At 39.5% G+C, this 21,027-nt stretch carries 20 protein-coding genes and 1 riboswitch; of the genes, 11 read left to right on the forward strand and 9 right to left on the reverse strand.

Annotated features, from left to right (window positions below; translation table 11 throughout):
- Window positions 1–4: 4 nt before the first annotated feature.
- The 4 genes from ACSAMO_RS07710 to hemL form a co-directional block, all read right to left on the reverse strand.
- Window positions 5–1,342 carry an MATE family efflux transporter gene (locus ACSAMO_RS07710; protein ID WP_308455630.1) on the reverse strand — a complete coding sequence of 446 codons (1,338 nt, stop codon included), beginning with the start codon at window positions 1,340–1,342 and terminating at the stop codon, window positions 5–7.
- On the reverse strand, window positions 1,327–1,689 hold the full coding sequence (locus tag ACSAMO_RS07715; protein ID WP_308455629.1) for an HIRAN domain-containing protein: 363 nt from the start codon (window positions 1,687–1,689) through the stop codon (window positions 1,327–1,329). Before ACSAMO_RS07715 ends, ACSAMO_RS07710 begins: the two co-directional genes overlap by 16 nt.
- Window positions 1,690–1,760: 71 nt before the next feature.
- Window positions 1,761–2,678, reverse strand: a complete 918-nt coding sequence (locus ACSAMO_RS07720; protein ID WP_499209050.1) for a radical SAM protein — start codon at window positions 2,676–2,678, stop codon at window positions 1,761–1,763.
- Window positions 2,675–3,964, reverse strand: coding sequence for a glutamate-1-semialdehyde 2,1-aminomutase (gene hemL / locus ACSAMO_RS07725; RefSeq protein ID WP_499209051.1), 1,290 nt, complete (start codon window positions 3,962–3,964; stop codon window positions 2,675–2,677). Before hemL ends, ACSAMO_RS07720 begins: the two co-directional genes overlap by 4 nt.
- Before the next feature lie 341 nt (window positions 3,965–4,305).
- Window positions 4,306–4,383, forward strand: a riboswitch (adenosylcobalamin-variant (AdoCbl-variant) riboswitch).
- A 201-nt stretch (window positions 4,384–4,584) separates the two neighbouring features.
- On the opposite strand from hemL, the gene ACSAMO_RS07730 reads away from it, so the two are divergent.
- From ACSAMO_RS07730 to ACSAMO_RS07780, 11 genes are read left to right on the forward strand one after another with little or no spacing between them, the layout of a single operon-like run.
- The gene (locus tag ACSAMO_RS07730) at window positions 4,585–5,319 is read left to right on the forward strand and encodes an energy-coupling factor ABC transporter permease (RefSeq protein ID WP_022229461.1); all 735 of its coding nucleotides are present in this window, start codon (window positions 4,585–4,587) and stop codon (window positions 5,317–5,319) included.
- Between the two features lie 14 nt (window positions 5,320–5,333).
- A complete protein-coding gene (locus ACSAMO_RS07735; RefSeq protein WP_022229460.1) occupies window positions 5,334–5,618 on the forward strand; it encodes an energy-coupling factor ABC transporter substrate-binding protein in 285 nt (94 codons plus the stop codon).
- Window positions 5,608–6,387, forward strand: a complete 780-nt coding sequence (gene cbiQ, locus ACSAMO_RS07740) for a cobalt ECF transporter T component CbiQ (protein WP_499209052.1) — start codon at window positions 5,608–5,610, stop codon at window positions 6,385–6,387. Before ACSAMO_RS07735 ends, cbiQ begins: the two co-directional genes overlap by 11 nt.
- On the forward strand, window positions 6,387–7,229 hold the full coding sequence (locus ACSAMO_RS07745) for an ATP-binding cassette domain-containing protein (protein ID WP_117968337.1): 843 nt from the start codon (window positions 6,387–6,389) through the stop codon (window positions 7,227–7,229). The genes cbiQ and ACSAMO_RS07745 overlap by 1 nt, the downstream gene beginning before the upstream one ends.
- A gap of 2 nt (window positions 7,230–7,231) precedes the next feature.
- The gene (gene cobI, locus ACSAMO_RS07750; protein ID WP_499209053.1) at window positions 7,232–7,915 is read left to right on the forward strand and encodes a precorrin-2 C(20)-methyltransferase; all 684 of its coding nucleotides are present in this window, start codon (window positions 7,232–7,234) and stop codon (window positions 7,913–7,915) included.
- Window positions 7,916–7,934: 19 nt separating this feature from the next.
- On the forward strand, window positions 7,935–9,068 hold the full coding sequence (hemA, locus tag ACSAMO_RS07755; RefSeq protein WP_499209054.1) for a glutamyl-tRNA reductase: 1,134 nt from the start codon (window positions 7,935–7,937) through the stop codon (window positions 9,066–9,068).
- Window positions 9,065–9,931, forward strand: a complete 867-nt coding sequence (gene hemC, locus ACSAMO_RS07760) for a hydroxymethylbilane synthase (RefSeq protein WP_499209055.1) — start codon at window positions 9,065–9,067, stop codon at window positions 9,929–9,931. Before hemA ends, hemC begins: the two co-directional genes overlap by 4 nt.
- A gap of 5 nt (window positions 9,932–9,936) precedes the next feature.
- Complete coding sequence (gene cobA, locus ACSAMO_RS07765) at window positions 9,937–11,370, forward strand: uroporphyrinogen-III C-methyltransferase (protein ID WP_499209056.1); 1,434 nt, start codon at window positions 9,937–9,939, stop codon at window positions 11,368–11,370.
- On the forward strand, window positions 11,367–12,329 hold the full coding sequence (gene hemB, locus ACSAMO_RS07770) for a porphobilinogen synthase (RefSeq protein WP_412577843.1): 963 nt from the start codon (window positions 11,367–11,369) through the stop codon (window positions 12,327–12,329). The genes cobA and hemB overlap by 4 nt, the downstream gene beginning before the upstream one ends.
- Complete coding sequence (locus ACSAMO_RS07775; protein WP_499209057.1) at window positions 12,329–12,916, forward strand: precorrin-2 dehydrogenase/sirohydrochlorin ferrochelatase family protein; 588 nt, start codon at window positions 12,329–12,331, stop codon at window positions 12,914–12,916. Before hemB ends, ACSAMO_RS07775 begins: the two co-directional genes overlap by 1 nt.
- Window positions 12,913–13,668 carry a sirohydrochlorin cobaltochelatase gene (locus ACSAMO_RS07780; RefSeq protein ID WP_022229451.1) on the forward strand — a complete coding sequence of 252 codons (756 nt, stop codon included), beginning with the start codon at window positions 12,913–12,915 and terminating at the stop codon, window positions 13,666–13,668. The genes ACSAMO_RS07775 and ACSAMO_RS07780 overlap by 4 nt, the downstream gene beginning before the upstream one ends.
- Window positions 13,669–13,977: 309 nt before the next feature.
- Here the strand turns inward: ACSAMO_RS07780 and ACSAMO_RS07785 are convergent, their stop codons facing one another.
- The 5 genes from ACSAMO_RS07785 to ACSAMO_RS07805 all read right to left on the reverse strand — a co-directional run bounded on the left by ACSAMO_RS07785 (window position 13,978) and on the right by ACSAMO_RS07805 (window position 21,021).
- Window positions 13,978–16,875 (reverse strand): FG-GAP repeat domain-containing protein, encoded by a 2,898-nt coding sequence (locus ACSAMO_RS07785; protein WP_499209058.1) that lies wholly within the window; start codon window positions 16,873–16,875, stop codon window positions 13,978–13,980.
- 260 nt (window positions 16,876–17,135) lie between these two features.
- Complete coding sequence (locus ACSAMO_RS07790) at window positions 17,136–17,999, reverse strand: hypothetical protein (RefSeq protein ID WP_117968346.1); 864 nt, start codon at window positions 17,997–17,999, stop codon at window positions 17,136–17,138.
- Window positions 17,996–19,144: an MBOAT family O-acyltransferase gene (locus ACSAMO_RS07795; protein WP_022229448.1), complete on the reverse strand. Its 1,149-nt coding sequence runs from the start codon at window positions 19,142–19,144 to the stop codon at window positions 17,996–17,998. Before ACSAMO_RS07795 ends, ACSAMO_RS07790 begins: the two co-directional genes overlap by 4 nt.
- A 19-nt stretch (window positions 19,145–19,163) precedes the next feature.
- Window positions 19,164–19,409, reverse strand: coding sequence for an acyl carrier protein (locus ACSAMO_RS07800; protein WP_022229447.1), 246 nt, complete (start codon window positions 19,407–19,409; stop codon window positions 19,164–19,166).
- 76 nt (window positions 19,410–19,485) lie between these two features.
- A complete protein-coding gene (locus tag ACSAMO_RS07805) occupies window positions 19,486–21,021 on the reverse strand; it encodes an amino acid adenylation domain-containing protein (RefSeq protein WP_499209059.1) in 1,536 nt (511 codons plus the stop codon).
- Window positions 21,022–21,027: the final 6 nt, after the last annotated feature.

Consider the following 21,027-nt stretch of genomic DNA (forward strand, 5'->3'; position numbering starts at 1 on the left):
CAAATTATAATTTTCTGTAAACCGCAAAATACATTGTTGTAAAGCACGCCAAACCGCCTATCAAATTTGAAATCGGCTCTGCCAAAAATACTCCGTTTACTCCGAACCATATCGGAAGAAGAAGTATAAGCGGTATTACCACTATTCCCTTTCTCAATATAGAAAAGAATATCGCAAACTTCGCTTTCCCTATTCCGACAAACACCGTCTGTCCCGTAAACATAAACGCCATAAGGAAAAATCCGAAAAAATATATATGCAATGACGGTACACCGGCAGTTATAAGTGCCGCATCGGCAGTGAATATTCCTATAAGGAATTTCGGAATCAGCAAAATTATAAACCATGCCACTGTACTGTATATAATAAGCATTGCCGCCAAATACCGTATCGCCTCTTTAACCCGTCCGTTTTCACCTGCACCGTAGTTAAATCCGATTATCGGCTGTGCGCCGTTTCCCAAACCTGTTACAGGCATTTGCAAAACTTCTCTTATAGAATTGATTATAGTCATAACTCCGACATACACGTCTGAGCCGTAATTCTGCAAACTTACGTTACACGCAATCTGTACTGCGCTGTTTGTCACTGACATTGTAAATCCCGAAAGCCCTAAAACAAGTATCTTCTTTACACGTTTTGCCTGACAGCGCATTGCGGAAAGTTTTATTTTTATAATCGTATTTTTGCCGGTTAAAAATTTAAACGTCCAAACCGATGCGGCAAGCTGTGACAAGACTGTCGCAAGTGCCGCACCCTGTACGCCCATTATATATATAAATATCGGGTCTAAAATAATATTCAGCACCGCTCCGATTACGACGGTAAGCATACCCGTTTTACCGAAGCCCTGTGCATTTATGAACGAATTAAGTCCCAAACTCATCATAACAAACACGTTACCCAAAAGGTAAATCGTTATATATGAATTTGCATATTCAATCGTATTTTCACTTGCACCCAAAAGATACAAAAGCGGTCTTTTTACGATTAATCCGACAACCGTAAGACACAAACCGAATATTACAAGCAGTGTCACGCTGTTGCCGAGTATCGCCTCAGCCTCTTTTTCGTTGCCCTCACCGCGTTTTATCGAAAACAACGGTGCACCGCCCATACCGATAAGGTTTGCGAAAGCAATTACAATAGTTATAATCGGCAGACAAACTCCGACGCCTGTCAATGCAAGTGACGAATTTTCGCCCATTCTTCCTATATAAATTCGGTCTACTATACTGTAAAGTACATTGATAAGCTGTGCAAGCGTCATCGGAATAGAAAGTCTTAATATATTGGATATTATACTTCCCTTTGAAAAATCGTTTACTACTTGTTTAGCCATTCTTCCGCCGCCTCAATTTGTGTTTGTATTTCTTTTTCAAGTATTCCGTCCGAATTTTCTTCGACCTTACAAATCACTTTACTTTGAGTCGTAAACATCACTCGGACAAAAAACTTATCCTCGACTTTATCGTATATTCTTCCGGCACTGAGTGTACCGCCGGCAATACTCGCCGGACTGTTTGCGATATATCCGACCTTGCCGATAATCGGCAATTTTACGGTTATCGCCTCTGAATCATATTTGTTTGACGGCTCTTTTACGCAGATAAGCACGTTTCCTATTGCAAAAGGCTTTTTATGATAATAATTCGCAAAGCCCGTTACCGTTACATACAAATCTTCCATAAATCCGCCCCCAATCATCAATATATTATCCGAACCTGTAAACAGGTTCAAAAATCATATTTGTTATTATATCATTTTATATTTGTTTTGTCTACTTTTTTTACTACTCCTTCACCGTCAAATAAAGGAATAAAGCTTTCCGAAACCGTACCGCCCTCCTGCACAAAAGCATTTTCGACACCGATTTCAACCGCAAAGTCAAGCACTTCGTCATATTCGCTTTCCGTAACTTTTCTGTTTATTTCGGGATATTTTAAAACACTTTCAAGAGGTGTGTACTGATTCATTATACTCATATAAATATCATCACCGTATGTGTTATACAGATATTCAATCACTCTTTTTGAATTGTCGGTATATGACGGCAAAACAAGATGTCTTACGATTATTCCGCGTTTCATCATACCGTTTTCGTCAAATTCACAACCTCCGACTTGTCTTACCATTTCATCTATCGCTCTTTTTACGTGTATCGGATAATCCTCTGCTTTTGAATACTTTTTTGCAAGTACGCTGTCGGCATATTTAAAATCCGGCAAATAAATATCTATATAACCGTCAAGCATTTTCAGTGTATCAACGCTTTCATAGCCGCCGCAGTTATACACAATCGGAATATCAAGTCCTTTTGCCGTATCGAGTGCCTTTATAATATGCGGTACATAATGAGTTGGTGTTACAAGATTTATATTGTTTGCGCCTTTATTCTGAAGTTCAAGAAATATTTCCGCCAACCTGTCCGATGTTATTTCAAAGCCTTTATGCTCCGAAGATATTTCTCTGTTCTGACAATACACGCACCCAAGATTACACCCCGAAAAGAACACCGTTCCCGAACCGCTCTCACCTGAAATACACGGTTCTTCCCACATATGCAGTGCGGCACGTGCCACATAAAGCTTATCACTCTGACCGCATACACCGACTGTCCTGTTTCTGTCAACACCGCAGTTTCTCGGACAAAGTCTACATTCTCTGTAATAATTCATCGCAATATTTCCATAACCTTGTCAAATGCCGCCGCTGTCTTTTCCAAATCAGCCTTAGTATGTGCGTCAGACAAGAACAGCGACTCAAATTGTGACGGTGCAAGATAAATACCCTGTTTAAGCATTTCGTTAAAGTATACTTTGAATTTTTCGGTGTCCGACTTTGACGCGGTTTCAAAATTTGTTACGTCATTGTCCGTAAAGAATACACTCATCATTGAGCCTACTCTGTTTACACGAACATTCACGCCATATTTTTCAGCCGACTTTTTAAATTCACCCTCAAGATATGCACCCTTTTGTTCAATTTCTTCATATATATAGGGGTTTTCCTGCAAATATTTAATCTGTGCGTTACCCGCCGCCATTGCAAGCGGATTACCCGACAATGTACCTGCTTGATAAACAGGACCTGTCGGCGAAACAAATTCCATAATCTCACGTTTACCGCCGTATGCGCCGACAGGCATACCGCCGCCGATAATTTTTCCGAATGTGACAATATCTGCGTCCAAACCAAATCTGCCTATTGCACCCGACGCAGATAATCTAAATCCCGTCATAACCTCGTCCACAATAAACACGCTTCCGTACTTTTTCGTTATCTCGCGAATTTTCTGCAAATATCCGTCTTTAGGCGGTACAACACCCATATTTCCTGCTACAGGCTCAATTATAACTCCGGCAATTTCATTACCCATTTTTTCAAATGCGTCCTCTATTGCGTCAATATCATTGTACGGTAAAACAAGCGTGTATTTTGCAAAATCTTCAGGCACGCCTGCCGATGACGCACTTCCGAAAGTTGCCGCACCCGAACCGGCTTTTATAAGGAGCGAGTCACTGTGTCCGTGATAACAGCCCTCAAACTTTACTATTATATTTCTGCCTGTGTAACCTCTTGCCAGACGTATCGCAGACATAGTTGCCTCCGTACCCGAATTAACCATTCTCACAACATCTACACAAGGAACAAGCGAACAAATTCTCTTTGCAAGCTCCGTTTCGGCAAGGCAAGGTGCACCGAAAGACATACCTTTATCGCAAGCCTCCTTAACCGCCTCCAAAACGATTTCCTTACAGTGTCCCAAAAACATAGGTCCCCATGAGCCGACATAATCTATATATTCGTTTCCGTCAATATCATATATCTTACTTCCGTTTGCACATTCTATAAAAAGCGGATAAGTTCCGACATTCTTAAACGCTCTTACAGGCGAATTAACTCCGCCGGGTATATATTTTTTAGCCTCGTCAAAGGCTGTTTTGCTTTTTGATGTATCCACAATATATCATTCCTTTTCTAAACAGATAAAAAAATTATACACCCTACTTAATTTATTGTCAATTCCCTTGATTTTTCGATATAATAGTGTTAAAATAGACAAGATATATTTCAGATTCCAATAAATTGTCCGGAACGTGCAAAATAATTATTATATTTCATAAATTGATAAACACAGTAAATGATAGGCAAGCCTACGGCTTACCTATGCACTTTTTGTGAAAATAAACTCTAACGTACAAACGTACGCCGACGAGTTCATTTTCGCAAAATCCGAACTAATTTCTTGAAATCTGATGAGATGTACAATATATCCGTTTTCGGTAAACAAATATTTATTTATTTTTGTTTTCAAAAGGAGAAGCAGGGTGAAATTCCCTCACAGTCACGCTACCGTACAGTCGGATCGCCTGCCGAAAATCGAGCGCATTTGTGCCTACGAACGATGGGTCAATGGCGGAATCATTCAGATTTTAAGCCATAGGATTTACCCAATCCCTACGGCTTTTTTTGGTATGTGAAAATCACAAGTTTTCTACACTCCCAAAAAGTTTCATAACTGATTTAAGTGGTCACTTGTGTGCTAAAACATATTTCATAAGAAGAAAAGGAGAAAAATTTATGTCTTTAGCAAACAGGAAAACAAAACTATTGGTGGCAATGCTTTCACTACTGCTTGTCATTCCTATGACAAACGCATTCGCAATGCACATTATGGAGGGTTATCTTCCTCCGAACTACTGTATTATATGGGGAGTTGTATGTATACCGTTCCTTATCGCAGGCGGTATCAGTATGCAAAAACAAGCAAAGAAGAACAACAAAACAAAAATACTTCTTGCACTTGCAGGAGCTTTCGTTTTCATTCTTTCATCGCTAAAAATCCCTTCAGTTACAGGAAGTTGTTCACATCCGACAGGTACAGGACTCGGTGCAATTCTTTTCGGACCGTCGATTATGTCTTTACTCGGTATAATCGTGCTTTTGTTCCAGGCACTTCTTCTTGCACACGGCGGACTTACAACACTTGGTGCAAACACATTTTCAATGGCGATTGCCGGACCGTTCGTTTCATTCGGTATATACAAGCTTTGCCAAAAGCTTAACGCACCGAAAGGTCTTGCAGTATTTCTTGCCGCAACAATAGGTGATATATTCACTTATGTGGTAACATCATGCCAGCTTGCGCTTGCATTCCCTGACCAAAACTTCTTTGCGTCACTTGTAAAGTTTATGGGAATCTTCGCGGTTACACAAGTTCCGATTGCCATTGCAGAGGGTATTCTGTCTGTTATGATATTCAATGTATTGGCTAAGAACTGTACAAACGAACTTAAGCAGCTTAATGTTATATAAGGGGGTATATATTAATGAAACTTTGGGTTAAAAATACAATATTAGCAGTTATACTTGTTCTTATAATTGCCGTACCGCTACTGTTTATGGGCGGTCACGAATTTGGCGGTTCTGACGACCAAGCATCAGACGCCATAAGTGAATTGGACGAAAGTTACGAGCCATGGTTTGAGCCGTTCTGGGAGCCGCCGTCAGGTGAAATCGAGTCACTTTTCTTCTGTCTTCAGGCAGGAGTGGGCGCCGGTATTGTCGGCTTTGTACTTGGCAGAGTAACAGCTAAAAAGAAAAATGATAATTGATAAATTAGCATATAATTCAAAACTCAGAAATATTGCACCTATTGCAAAACTTCTGTTTTCAATGTCGGTGCTTGTTATCTGCATATGGGCAAACAGCTTTTTGGTAAGCGTATTTACTGCGCTTACTATGCTGTTTCTTATTATTTTTATAGGAAAAACATCGTATAAAAACGTATTTCATCTTATGACTGTCCCGATAGTTTTTATTATTATGGGTGCGGCCGCAATAGCAATTTCAATCGGTCAAAATTCAGGCGATATGCTTTTTTCACTGCATTTCGGCAATACTTATTTCGGCGTGAGCCATACAAGTCTTTTATCGGCTGTTCGCGTTATGATTAAGTGTTTCGGTGCGGTAAGCTGTATGTATTTTCTTTCACTTACCACGCCTATGGTCGATTTATTCACTTTGCTCAGAAAAAGCATTATACCGAATTTTATAATCGAAATTGCGGAACTGATTTACAGATACATTTTTGTGCTGTTTGACGTATCGCACAGAATACACACCGCTCAAGACGCACGTTTGGGGTACAGCAATCTTCGTGTAAGCTACCACTCAACGGCACAGCTTGCGTCAAACCTTTTTATACGTTCCTTTAATCAAGCCGAAAAAACGTATACCGCTATGGAGTCACGCGGTTATGACGGCGAAATCAACGTTATTATGCCGAAGATTAATCATTCGGTCAAATTTAACGTATTTGCGGTTATATTTGTCGTAATTACAACAGCGATTGCGATATTTTCAAGAAAGGCGGGAATTTGATGAATATTATCGAAACAGAAAACCTTTCATATAAATATGATGAAAGCCATTTTGCTCTTTCGGATTTGAGCATTGGCTTTGAAAAAGGGAAAATCACAACAATTCTTGGTGCAAACGGAGCAGGCAAATCAACATTGTTTCTGAATATGAACGGAATTTTAAAACCGCATTCGGGGACAGTAAAATTTATGGGTAAACCGATAGGTTATTCAAAAAAGGAAATCAGAGAATTAAGAAAAAGTGTCGGAATAGTTTTTCAAGACCCCGACGACCAGCTTTTTTCCGCGTCTGTTTTTCAAGATGTGTCTTTCGGTGCAATGAATTTGAAATTACCGCAGGACGAAGTTGTTCGTCTTACCGAAAATGCACTTAAACGCACAGGTATTTTTGATTTAAAAGACAAACCTACCCATGCATTAAGTTTCGGTCAGAAAAAACGTGCCGCAATAGCCGGCATACTTGTTATGTCGCCGGAGGTAATCATTCTTGACGAGCCGACGGCAGGTCTTGACCCAATGGGCGTAAGTGAGCTTATGCACCTTCTTCGCGACATATGCGAAAATGAGGGTACGACAATTATAATGTCAACGCATGATATTGACGTTGTGCCGATTTATTCGGACTATGTTTACGTTATAAATCACGGTAAGTTACTTACAGACGGTACTCCCGAAGAAGTATTCTCAAATCCGACGCTTTTGCGTGAACATAATTTAAGATTGCCGAGAATTGCACATCTACTTGAAATTTTGAATAAATGTGATAAACTTAATGTAGACTTCTCAAAAGCCACTATCGGCAAAGCAAGAGAAGAAATTTTAAATCTTATAAGGGGTAAATAACTATGGCAAAATTCTATTCCGTCGGAGTCGGTGCAGGTGACGGTTCATATATAACTCTCGGTGCGCTTCGTGCATTGGAACAGGCTGATATAATCGCCGTTCCCGTTAAAAAATACGAAGAAAAATCAACTGCACTTGAAATAATCCGCAAGGAATTTGATACGGATAAAAAAGAAATTTCAGAACTCGAATTTCGTATGAGTGGGGACACTAAAATCAGAGAGGAGTCCCGCAGAAATTCAGCCGAAAAAATTATATCGGCTTTAAAAGACGGAAAGGATGTTGCAATGGTTACTCTCGGTGACGTTTCGGTTTACAGTACCTGCACATACGTTCACAACGCAGTGAAAAATGCAGGCTTTGAACTTGAAATTATACCCGGTATAACTTCATTTTGTGCCGCTGCGGACAAGGCACAGATAAGTCTTTGCGAGGGAAACGAATCGGTTGCGATTATTCCCTCGCTTAAATCAAATTTACTTGAAAAATATATTGCCGATTTTGATACGGTTGTGATTATGAAATCGGGCAACGATACAGATGTAATATACGACATTTTAAAAAAGTACGGACTTGAAAACAACGCAATCGTTTCAAGCTGTATCGGTATGGAAAACGAAATTATCGAAAAAATACAAAAAGGCAAATCATACGGTTATTTTACAACCGTTATTGTAAGAAAATAATCAGAAAGGTTATGGGATAATGGAACTGCTTGCAGTGAGTATCAGCCACGAAAATACTCCAATATCAATTCGTGAGAAAGTATCTTTTACAAAGAAAAAACAGGCTGAAATTTTAAAGTATATAAAACAGAATATCGCTGAAGAATGTGTGCTTTTGTCCACTTGCAACCGTTGTGAATTTTATCTTGCGGGGTATAATATGAAAGATAAATTCATTGACTGTTTAGTGTCCCTAACCGACGAATTTGTTAAAAAGTACATAAGCATATATGAGGGCGACGATTGTTCGCGTCATCTTGCACTTACCGCGTCGGGGCTTAAATCAATGATTCTCGGTGAGGATCAGATTTTAGGTCAGGTTAAAGACGCGCACGAATTTGCAAAAGAACATTTGTGCTGCGGAAAATATCTCAACACTCTTTTCCGTATTTCCGTAACGGGTGCAAAAAAAGTTAAAACGGAAACGCTTTTATCGAAAACTCCTGTTTCCGCGGCAACCATTGCAATAAAACAGTGTCAAAATATTTTGGGGACACTAAATAGCAAAAACATATTAATTATCGGTGCAAGCGGAAAAACAGGCTCTATCGTTCTTAAAGATTTACTGTCCCTTGACGGTGTAAATATTTATGCCACTTCGCGTACGCATGACGGCATTATAAACCACATTGACGGTGCGATTACCGTTGATTACGACAAGCGTTATGATAATCTTGATATGTATGACGCCGTAATCAGTGCCACGTCCAGTCCGCATATCGTACTTGAAAAAAGCAGAACAAAAAAGGCAATAAAGACTTGTAAAAAGCGAGTTTTTATCGACCTTGCAGTACCTCGTGACATTGAGATATGTGAGGATGAATACACAGTTTACAAAAATATTGACGATTTAACCGAAATCGTGGACAACAACAACAGAATTAAACAACAGGAAATTATGAAAGCCGAAAAAATTCTTCAAAAATATATTGATGAATTTCGTATATGGAAACTTTTTTCCGAAAGCGAAACATTATTCAAATCGGCAGAGAATAAAATTGAAAACGAGAGCGAAAAGAACACTTTTCGCCATAAAATATATAATCTGAAATCAGACAACAATTATGCAAAATTCAGTGAATTTATTATTTTGCTTAGGGAGAAATTAACGTGAGTATAATAAAAATCGGCTCAAGAAAAAGCCAGCTTGCAATCAAACAAACAGAGGCTGTAATCAAAAAATTGAAAGAGCATTTTCCAAACGACACTTTTGAAATTGCCGGCATTTCAACAAAGGGTGACCGTCAGCTTGATAAGTCGCTCCAAAGTTTCGGCGGAAAAGGTGTTTTTATAAAAGAAATCGAAACCGCACTTTTAAGCGGTGAAATAGATATGGCGGTGCATAGTGCAAAAGATATGCCGACAGAAATTTGCGATGGTCTTACGATAAGTGCCGCACTTCTTCGCGACGACAGAAGTGATGTGCTTGTTCATTTTGGGGACACTAAATTATCCGATATAAAAATAATCGGTACAGGCAGTGCAAGACGCCAGTCACAGGCTGAAAAACTGTTCCCGAACGTTGTTTTTAAACCAATCAGAGGTAATATCGGCACTCGTCTTGAAAAAGTCAAAAACGGTGAATACGATGCGGTCATTATGGCTCGTGCCGCAATAAACCGTCTTGCCGTTTCCGACGTTAAAATCGAAAATCTCGGCGATAATTTCATATGCGCCGCAGGTCAGGGAATTCTTGCCATTGAAACTGCCGTCGGCAAAGCCGATAAATACGCACAGGCGATAAATGATAAAGTCGCAATGACCGAATTAAAATGCGAACGTGCATTTTTGCAGTACACAGGCGGTGGCTGTCATGCACCGTGCGGTGCGTCGGCTGAATTTAACGGTAAAGAAATTAAAATGTGTACGTTTTTCAAAGAAAACGACAAAGAAATTTATCTTGAAATGTTCGGAAACGATCCGATATTACTCGGCAAAAAAATGGCTGAAATAACGCTTGATAAAATTAAGGAGTAAATCAAATGGTATATCTTGTAGGTGCAGGACCCGGTGACAGCAGATTAATTACGCAGAAAGGTCTTGAATGTATAAAAAAAGCGGATGTCATAATTTACGACCACCTTGCAAATCCGACTTTATTGAGCTATGCAAAAAACGACTGTAAATTGATTTATGCCGGAAAAATCGCAGGCAATCATCACATGGTACAGGAGGAAATCAACAAAACCCTTGTTGAACACAGCCGTTTCGGAAATGTTGTACGTCTGAAAGGCGGCGATCCGTTTATTTTTGGTCGCGGAGGTGAAGAAATTATCGCACTAATCGAAAATAATATTGACTACGAAATTGTACCCGGTATTTCTTCTTGTTACAGTGCCGCCGAATATTGCGGTATTCCAGTCACTCACCGCGGAGTTGCAACTTCGTTTCACGTTATAACAGGTCACGAAAAAGTCGGAAATGAAACGGTTAATTACAGTGCGCTTGCAAAACTCAGCGGAACGCTTGTTTTTCTTATGGGGCTTTCGTCTGCCGAAAATATAAGCAATAAGCTTATTGAAAACGGTAAATCGGAAAATACACCTGTTGCCGTAATTTCAAGCGGCACAACGCCGCGTCAAAAATGTGTTACGGGGACACTAAATAATTTATCTGCATTGGCAAAACAAATGACTTCTCCGGCGATAATTCTTGTCGGTGATGTGGTGAATTTAAAGCAAGATTGGTTTAAACAAAAAAATACAAAAATACTCACAACCGCAACACCGTTAATGAACAAAAGCATAAAAAATGCGGCGACCGATTTTGACATAACGGAGCTTTCTTTAATCAAAACAGTTCCGATTAATTTCGACTTGTTTTCAAAAGCGGATATAGCACACTTTTCACATATAGTATTTACAAGTGCAAACGGTGTTAAAATATTTTTTGAATATTTACAAAAATCAAAAACCGATATACGCACTTTAAGGGACACTAAATTCGCTGTTGTCGGCAAAAAAACAGCCGACGCACTTGCAAGTTACGGCATATATGCCGACATGGTTCCTCAAATTCATTCGGGACTTGAGCTTGCTCGCCTAATGTGCGAAAAGTGCAGTAAAAACGACAATATTCTTTTAATTCGAGCCGAAAACGGTGCAAGCACCATACTGAATATTTTAAGTGAAAATAATATTAATTTCACCGATATGCACCTTTACAGAACAGAAACCGACAACTCAAAACAGGAACTTTTAAATTTATGTCTAAACGATACTGACTATGTTATATTATCAAGCGGTTCTGCCGCAAAGGCATTTTCCGAAATGGCAGACACGTCAAATGTAAAGCTGATTTCAATAGGAAACGAAACAACAAAATCCGCCGAAAAATGCGGGCTTAAAATTTATAAAACAGCCGACAATGCAACCGCAGAAAGCATTATCGACTGTATCAGGAGGGACACTAAATGATCAGACGACCAAGACGACTTCGTGTGACAAAACAAATTCGCGACCTTGTACACGAAACTTCGATTGACAAAACAGACTTAATATATCCGATGTTCATAATTGACGGCGAAACAGAAGATATTCCGTCAATGCCGAACATCAAGCGATACTCGCTTACCGACCTGCCGTCCGCACTTGACGAAGTGGTTTCGGCAGGTGTCGGTGCGGTGCTTTACTTTGGTATTCCGAAAACAAAAGATGAATTCGGCAGTGAGGCATACAATGAATTTGGCATTGTTCAACGTGCAATCCGCCTTACAAAAGAACTGTATCCCGATTTAATCGTAATTGCCGATATTTGTCTTTGCGAGTACACTTCGCACGGTCACTGCGGTGTTATCGAACACGACTGTATCGTCAACGACAAGACTTTACCGCTTTTAGCAAAAGCGTCGGTGGCTTGTGCAAAAGCAGGTGCGGATATTGTTGCACCGTCGGATATGATGGACGGACGAGTAGGCGCAATACGTCAGGCACTTGACGAAAACCGCTTTGAGAACGTACTTATAATGGCATACAGCGTCAAATATTCATCATCATTTTACGGACCGTTCCGCGATGCAGCTGACAGTGCTCCGTCATTTGGGGACAGAAAAAGTTATCAAATGGATTTCAGAAATAAAAAAGAGGCAATTATCGAAACACAGCTTGACATTGACGAAGGTGCGGACATAATCATGGTGAAACCCGGTATGCCGTATCTTGACATCGCAAAAACGGTCAGCGATACTTTTAGTGTCCCTCTTGCAATATATCATGTAAGCGGTGAATACTCAATGATTAAAGCCGCCGCACAAAACGGTTGGATTGACGAAAAGTCAATCGTCCTTGAAAGCCTTACCGCAATGAAACGTGCCGGTGCAAAAATGCTTATAACCTACTACGCGGTCGAGGCTGCAAAGTGGTTGGAGGAAAACTGATGTTTCCGATAATGCTGAATATACGCGGAAGAAAATGTACCGTTGCAGGCGGTGGAAATGTTGCGGAAAGAAAGGTTAAAACGCTTTTAAAATATGGTGCAGACATAACCGCAGTAAGTCCTGTTTTTAAAGACGGATTTCCAAACGTCAAACGACTTGAAAAAGAATATTCTTCAAGTGACATAGAAAATTCTTTTCTTGTCATAGCCGCAACAGACAACAAAGAAGTAAATCAAACGATTTACAATGACGCAAAAAAACACAATATTTTAGTGACCCTATCTGATGACACAGAGCATTCCGATTTTATATTACCGTCATCAAAAAACTACGATGACATAACGATTTCTGTTTCGACAAACGGCAAATCACCGGCACTTGCGAAAAAAATCAGACAAATTAAATCAAACGATTTAGAATTTTACGCAAGCATTTTACCTATAATAGAGAAATACAGAAGTATTTTAATAAGCGAAAGCAGGGACACTAAAAAAGAAATATTAAATTTTATGGTTTCAGATGAAATGCTTGAAATTGCAAAAGAAAGTTTAGAATTATATGAACAGAAAATAAAGGAGAAAATATGAAAACTGCAATACTTGTCATAAGCTTTGGCACAAGCCACCGCGATACGCTTGAAAAAACAATCGGTGCTGTCGAAAAAAAGCTTAAATATGAATTTAAAACAGATGTTTTCCGTGCATTTACAAGCGGTATGATTATTAAAAAGCTCCGTGAACGTGACGGAATAGAAATTGATACTGTAGATAAAGCACTTGAAAAATTATATAAAAGCGGTTACACAGATATTTTTTGTGTCCCTACTCACATTATGTGCGGTATTGAATACGACAAAGCTTGCAGAATGATTGAGAAATTTAACGACAAAATGAAAATCAGAATTTCTCGTCCGCTTGTTACCGAAACGAGTGACTATTACAACATTGTTGATATTTTCAAACACAGACTTACCGACAAAAACAGACTTTACGTTTTTATGGGACACGGCAGCGACCATTTTGCGAATGCCGCCTACCCTGCCCTTGATTATCACTTTAAAAATGCCGATATGAACAACGTATTTGTCGGTACTGTTGAGGGCTTTCCCGACCTTGAAACAGTCATCTCCCACGCAATTAAAACCGATATAAAGAATGTAACACTACTCCCGTTTATGCTTGTATGCGGCGACCACGCGAAAAATGATATGGCTGTCGAATGGAAAGAAGAATTTGAAAATAACGGTTTCAATGTCGAGTGTGACCTTACAGGACTTGGCGAAATTAAAGAAATGCAAGATATGTACGCCGAGCATTTAAGAAATGTTTGGGGACAGTAATAAAAGAGCCTGTCGACAAAATGTCGACAGCTCCAAAAATCACATCGTACGATGTAATTTTTGAGTATTGTTATAGAAAAAATCATAAAGTTCCTCCAAAGTCGAAACTTTAGATTTTAAGTCATTTCTGCCGCGCAGGTCGCCAGAAATGATTTTTATTGAGGTTTTTTTCAGTAGTTTTGCCTACGGCAAAACCGCTCTTCGAGCGTTGGATGTCTTTCCGATACGACCTCAAACTCCCAAGAACAAAGTAGACAAAACCATAACGGTTTTGTCTTAAACTAAAAAAAAGTGCCTTTCGGCACTTTTTTATTTTGTTATTTTCAAAGTTTCTGCTTTTCCGTATTTTCTAAACAGTGTTTTACCCTCTTGTTGAGTTGTTTCCCAGCCTTTTGACGTTGTACGCGCATTACCGGCAACTTCAACCGTCATCATACCGCCGTCACAGAATTTAATCGTTGCACCCTTATCATTCTTTGAAATTTTTGCAGGTACATTCACCGAAGTGATATTTATATCTTTATTTTCACCGTTCTTTGAAATCTTTACGCCCTTATCAAGTGACGCATAAATGCAGTTATCTTTTTTATATGCAACACTTGCGTCTATATTAAATTCATCAACCGTAACACCGTCGGCAAAAATCACTTTTACACCGGTAGAATTTTGATAATTCTTATCATACAGCGGAATATCCTCGTTTTTTGCCGCCGCCGACAAATACAAAGTATCATTATCCCACTTTGCACTGACCCTGTTGTTATATGCCGCCGCAGTCATCTTTGCAAGCTGATTTTCCTGTACGAAATTATAGCCGTAATCATCTACAAGCGTATCAACCTTTTTAATCTTCTCCTCCTCGCTGTCCTGCTCACGGTAAACGTAATCGCAGTGATTGTAGAAAAGAATAGGCACTTCATACTTTGCGGAAATCGCCGAAAATTCGCTATTTCCGTTCGGTGTATTTGACGGTTGAAGCATAAGCTGACCGTTATCGAGATAGAACGGAACAAGAATTGAATTTTCCGCGCTTACTTCCGGTACGGCGATACTGTTCGGAGTCTGCGAACCGCTGTTCCAATAAAGTCCCGCATCAAACTGACTCTTGTATGTTCCGTCATAACCGCTCATATTATCAAAATGCGTGTCATAACCGATTTTACTTGTTCTCCATGTATGCTGATTTACACCGCTTCCTGTCCATGGAAGTCCGTATGACTCAAACGCATTTTTTTGATATTCAAGCTCCCTTTGGTCATGCGTACTGTCGGCATATTCATTTGAAAGTGCGTGTACACCGACATAGATTCCTCTGTCCTTAAAACCGTCAAGCTGTTTCTGCAATTTTTCACGATACGGAAAATAATCGCTGTCTATAGGAACAGCCATACCGTATTCAAGTGAGCCGACAACCAAATCTTTGTTGCCGTCACCGTCAATATCATAAAATCGCGGTACACTGTTCGCACCGAATTTCAGATTATTATTACCCTTATAATTGCTTTCATTGCCTTCAATATAACCGTTAAAAACATTATTTTCAAACTTCGCGATATATCCCTCAAACGTACCTGCGTAAAGCTCATTCACGCCGTCACCGTCTGCGTCGGCTATACAAGGCGAACACCAACTTTGACCTGTATCAACGGTTTCGTAAGCATTAAACAAAACACTGTACTCACCCATATCGCCGTAATATATTCTCATTTCGCCGTTTCGTGAGCCGACCGCCATATCAAGCACGCCGTCACCGTTCAAATCACCGATTGACGGCATTGCGTCGGTAAGTCCTGTTTCAAGAATGATGCCTTGATCGTCAAGCACCATACCGTCAGATCTTTTAAAGCAATGGATACTTCCGTTTTCATCACCTGTAATTATTTCATCAACACCGTCATTATCAATATCGGCAGTTGTAGGTGATGAATATGCACCGACCGAAATTTGATTTCCGTCCATATCGGTAAACATAGTCGCAACGTCAAGTTCGTAATTCGATTTCATTCCCGTACCCTCGAAATAGTACAGTTTTCCGTCTGCACTTCCGCAAATCAAGTCCATCTTGCCGTCACCGTTAAAGTCCGTCGGACACGGATAAGCACGTTTTATATAATCGTGGCTGTCCTCAAAATAGCTGATTGTGTTATCGTCATAATCAAGTGACAGCCATTCCTTTGCGGTTACAAAGTGCGTTCCCGATGAATACGCATTTTCATACGGATCCATTGCAAATTGACCGTTATTATTCAGTGCATACGTCACACTTTCGGCACGTCTGAACCAAATATACGGATTTCTTGCAAGCGTGAATGACGGTACTTGACCGTATCTTTCACACATTTCCTCAAAAATTTCCGCCGAGCCGTTATCTATACCCGTAATATCCTCATAGTGAAGCTCCCACGAGGCAACAGGCTTTGCAAAGCTGCCCAAAACGTGTTCAACGGCATATCCGTAATTTTTAAGCGAAACAAATTCCGCAAAATAATCTCTGAGCAATTTATTTGCACCGACCGTTGTTGCTGAAAGGTATTCGCCGGTATCATCGGGAGAAAGATTGTTTACGGAAAATGAATTCGGTAAAAGCGGATTGGTGAAGAACACATAACCGTTTCCGTACTGATTTACCGTATAAATTCCCACATTATCCTTTGACGCAATACATTCCGCTGTTGACGGAACAACGCCGACTCCGTAATTTTGATTTACAAGCACATCATTATAATCGGCATAATTTCTGTACAACATCGAAAAATCAGACAAAAGCGACTGAATTTTCTTTATTCCTTTATCGCTGTTCTCGGGATAAATCATATCAACCGGACAAGAATCAATCGTTACAAAGTCCTCCGCACCGATAAATTCCTTATCAAATACGTTATACACATCATTGTCAAGGAAAACACTTCCGCCGTTTGATACATATTCCTCAACTGCACTTGCATTAAAACCGCCTGTTTCAACAACGCTTTTATCAATGTACAAAACATCATAATCCGACAAATCACCGATGTTTGACGCGTCGATTTTATCGGCGGTCAATGTTGCAACGGTTGATTCATTTAAACTGTTTAAAGTGTTTTTTGCCGTAACACTGTCCGAGGACGAAATTACCGCTGTAGACAATGTATCGGGATTTTTTACCTGTTCATTTCCGCACGCCGTAAGACAAAGCACTGCAAGAAATATTGGTATAAGTTTTTTCATAAACTTTCTCCTTTTAAAATGCCTCATATATAAATGTACCGTGACCGGTAAAGAATATACATATTAAAATGAACATTGCAAGGTATATTAAAAATGTTCCTATTGTTTTTAATTTTTGTTTCATATAAAGATCCTTCCAAAAATTGTTCACAGCCAACTTGCGGTGCTGTACATATGTACTGCCCCCGGTTGCATGGGCGAGCAGCAGACTATCAGTCTGCGACCAGCCCAAGCAAAAAGTAGTGCTGTGGGCGATTTTTCTACAACCATTCATCTATCATTTGAGTGAAGATAGCTGAACCCACGTCATAATTCAAATGTCCCGTATCGTAAAAACATTCGGGTGACAAAGCAGTTTCCATATCAAGCACTTCCACGTTATACTTATCAAATACTTCGTTTGCCATAGCCTTGACTTCACCCAACAATTCAGGCTGTTCAAGTTTCGTATTCCACGGCATCCAAACCGCCCTAACCCTTATATTATTATCATTACAGTAATTTATAATCTTCTCAAGTGCGGCCACATTCTTTGAAAACTTCTCCGTCGGAAGATTGAAAAATTCGTCTTGATAATTTTCCATAGTCTTTTCAAGCATTTTATCCGACATTGCGCCATGATAAATATGCTTTTCCTGCGGAAGATATTTATACGGCAAAGGACTTTCGCCGTTTAACAGCTTATCAAAGCCGTCTGTTATCATAGGATAAAATCTGTCACGCTCAAAATACGCATACGGCTCATACAACTTTTTATGCCATATATATGTCGGATTGGTTTCAAACTCATCATACAACGTTAAATAATTCAGTCCGATAACAAGTTCAGAGCCGATATTTATATGCTTCTTCTCAATCATTTCCCACAAGTCGGTAACAACACCGTAGTCAAGACCGAGATTGACATATCCTTTACTGCTCTTGTCCTCCATATATGCCGAAATAACAACGCTGTTTCCGAAAAACACCTTATCCCAAACTTTTTCGGGGTGTTTATACTGCGTTATTTCAAAATCGTTTTTCACAAAATAATCACTGTTCACTATGAAATTGTTATAAGTCAGTGCCAAATCACCGACCGCTATTGCAAGTACAATCGCAATTATTGTTACAATCTTTTTCATATTCTTATAAATCCTTTAAGTATCTCAAAAAACTGTGCAGGTGTTACGGTAAACATCAATGTATTAAATGCAAAAAGCATATTTACTATAATACATCTTGCAATATAGACAGGCTTTTTCATCTTACGTTTTTCCGCCTTTGTAAGTCCCAAAAGGTTTTCAAGACCAAGACACAAGCCGTTATAAATACCGCCGATAACGTACACCCAAGTAAAACCGTGCCACATTTCCATAACGTACATTACAAGAAAGCCCATTCCGGCTGAAGCAAGTTTTCCGAGTTTTTTACCGTTTAATACAACAAAAATATGTTCTCTGACCCAATCGGAAAGAGTTATGTGCCAGTTACGCCAGAACTGCGTAAATGACGCCGCCGCCCAAGGCTTTCTGAAGTTTTCGGGCACTGTATATCCCATAACCGAGCCTACGGCTATCGCCATATCGCTGTAACCCGACAAGTCGAAGAACAGGAACAGATAGCTGAAAACCACTATCGCAAGGCTTACATACCAATGTTTTTCGCTTGCGACAAGGAAGTTAAAGAATGTACTTACAAAATAAAGTACAACCATTTTCTTAAACATACCCTTTATAAATCGCTTTACGCAAGTTATAAATCTGTCTGTCGTTAGCGGTACGGGTTTATTATATACCTTTTGAAAATCTCTGTATCTGAAAATCGGGCCTGCCGTAAACGTCGGGAAAAACAACATATAATTCACATACGTCAAAAACGGAATATCCATATCCGTATAGTACACGAAGTACATAACGTCAACCGCTTTTAGCATATGATACGCTATTCCCACAAATGTAATTATTACAGGAAGTTGCGGAAAAAACTCCGTCATTCGTCCGTAGAAAAACGGCACTGTACACAAAATACTGAACAGTACGAAGAAAAACCGCCGTGTTTTTTTCAGCGGTTTCAGTATTCGTGCGAAAATAAATGTTATAAGTGTATAGCATACAATCGCTATGGCAAGCTGCCACGAAACATATGCTATAACTGCTATACTTGCAAATACAAGAACTTTAGGTCCGAAATCTTTTTTGAAAATCAGCCTTGAAAGTCCTGAAATCAGTATCATTGCACCGCAGGCTATAAAAAGTCTTAAAAGTACATCTGTCTGAAGATACCACATTTATCCGTTACCTTTCTGATTATGATAATTTATTTTCGACAACCTCAGCTATTTCTTCGATTGTGTTCATCGGATAAAGTGTTATATCCTTTTGTGTGATTTCGATGTTGTATGTCTGTTCGATAAAGTGGATTATTTCAACCGCGCCGAATGAATCGACAAAACCTTCATTGAACAAATGTACATCATCTGTAAAATCAGGATCATCATCAATTTCAAATTTCTCCTGTATGAATGCTCTTAGTTTTTCTTTGATTTCTTCCATTTTAATTATCTCCTTTTTTGATTTTAATTTCCTTGTTTCGGCTGAAAGAAAATTGTTCACAGTGCTGTGGGCAATTTTACTCAGCCGTAATATAAGTTTTTCTTAAACCGACTCTGTCTATCTTTCCGCTCGGTGTGTGAGGGAACTTTTCCATAGTTACGATTTTGCCTGGTACCATATATGCCGGAACATATTTTTTAAGCTCCATCTTAAACTTTCTTGCGACAATTTCTGCTGTTGTTTCGATAAACAATACAATCTCCTGTTTATCTGCGTCAAACAATGCGCATGCACTTGCGACATTTTCAATAGCCGCCGCCGCACTTTCAAGGTCACCGAGTTCAATTCTGTTACCTCTCAATTTAATTTGGCTGTCCTTTCTGCCTATGAAAATTATATTGCCTTCTTCATTTTCATAAACAAGGTCGCCTGTACGGTAAATTCTGTCGTGATATTTTGTATTAAGCGGATTTTGAACAAATGCTTTTGCCGTAATCTCCGGTGAATTCCAATATCCGAGTGCAATACCCGTACCGCTTATGCAAAGTTCACCTTGTTCACCGACAGCACATTGCTTATCATCATCGTTCAAAATCAATGCACGCATATTTCTGCAAACCTTACCTATCGGTAAAGTTTCGTGATTTTCATATTCTCTGTCAACAATATAATACGTTGCAATATCCGTTGCTTCTGTCGGACCATACATATTTACATACATACAGTCGGGCAAATATTTTCTCCATATATTAAGCTGAGTATTCGGCATTACTTCGCCTGCAAACAATATCAGTTTTAATGCACTCAAATCGGCATTTTCAAGCACACCGCCGTTTGCAACGCTTATCATAACGGTTGGTACCCAGAAGATAACGGAAATTTTGTTTTCCGTCATATAATCCATAAGTTTTTCGGGATACATAAAAAGTATCTCTGGAATTATCATAGTTTTTGCACCCGTATAAAAAGCGGTATACATATCAAAAACAGAATTGTCAAAATGGAACGCCGACTGCATACCGATTACGCTGTTTTCGTCAATCGGGAATGTTTCGACAATCCATTCAATATAATCTATAACACCTCTGTTTGAAATTGTAACGCCTTTCGGCACACCTGTTGAGCCTGATGTGTACATAATATACGCAGGGTCAAGATCGCACACACCGCCCAGCGACTTATCAACCGCCGCATCATCGGCTTGTCCGTCTGCAAGCTCATCAAATATAAGTATCTCTGTGTCAAGATTAAGACTTTCAAGTTTTGCCTTGCCGTCCGTATCTGTTATTATCGCGGTCGGATGAAGATTTTCAACGGTCTTTTCCATTCTCGCCATCGGTATTGCGTAATCAATCGGCACATACGGTGACGCACTGTAAAGCGAACCCATAAAGCTGATTATTGATTTTATGCTTTTCGGCAAATATACGATTACAGGACATTTTCTGCCTGTTTCAACTCTTTTAATAAGTTCACTTCCTATTATACGGCTTTTTTCTCTCAATTCCTCAAAAGAAATACTTCCGTCCTTATCTTCAAATACTGTCTTATTTTTAAACTTTTCCGCCGCCTGCTCCAAAAGGCATACGGCACTTTGCATCATTGTTTCCATAGCTTT

The organism is Ructibacterium sp. SJQ-7 (genome assembly GCF_054696575.1).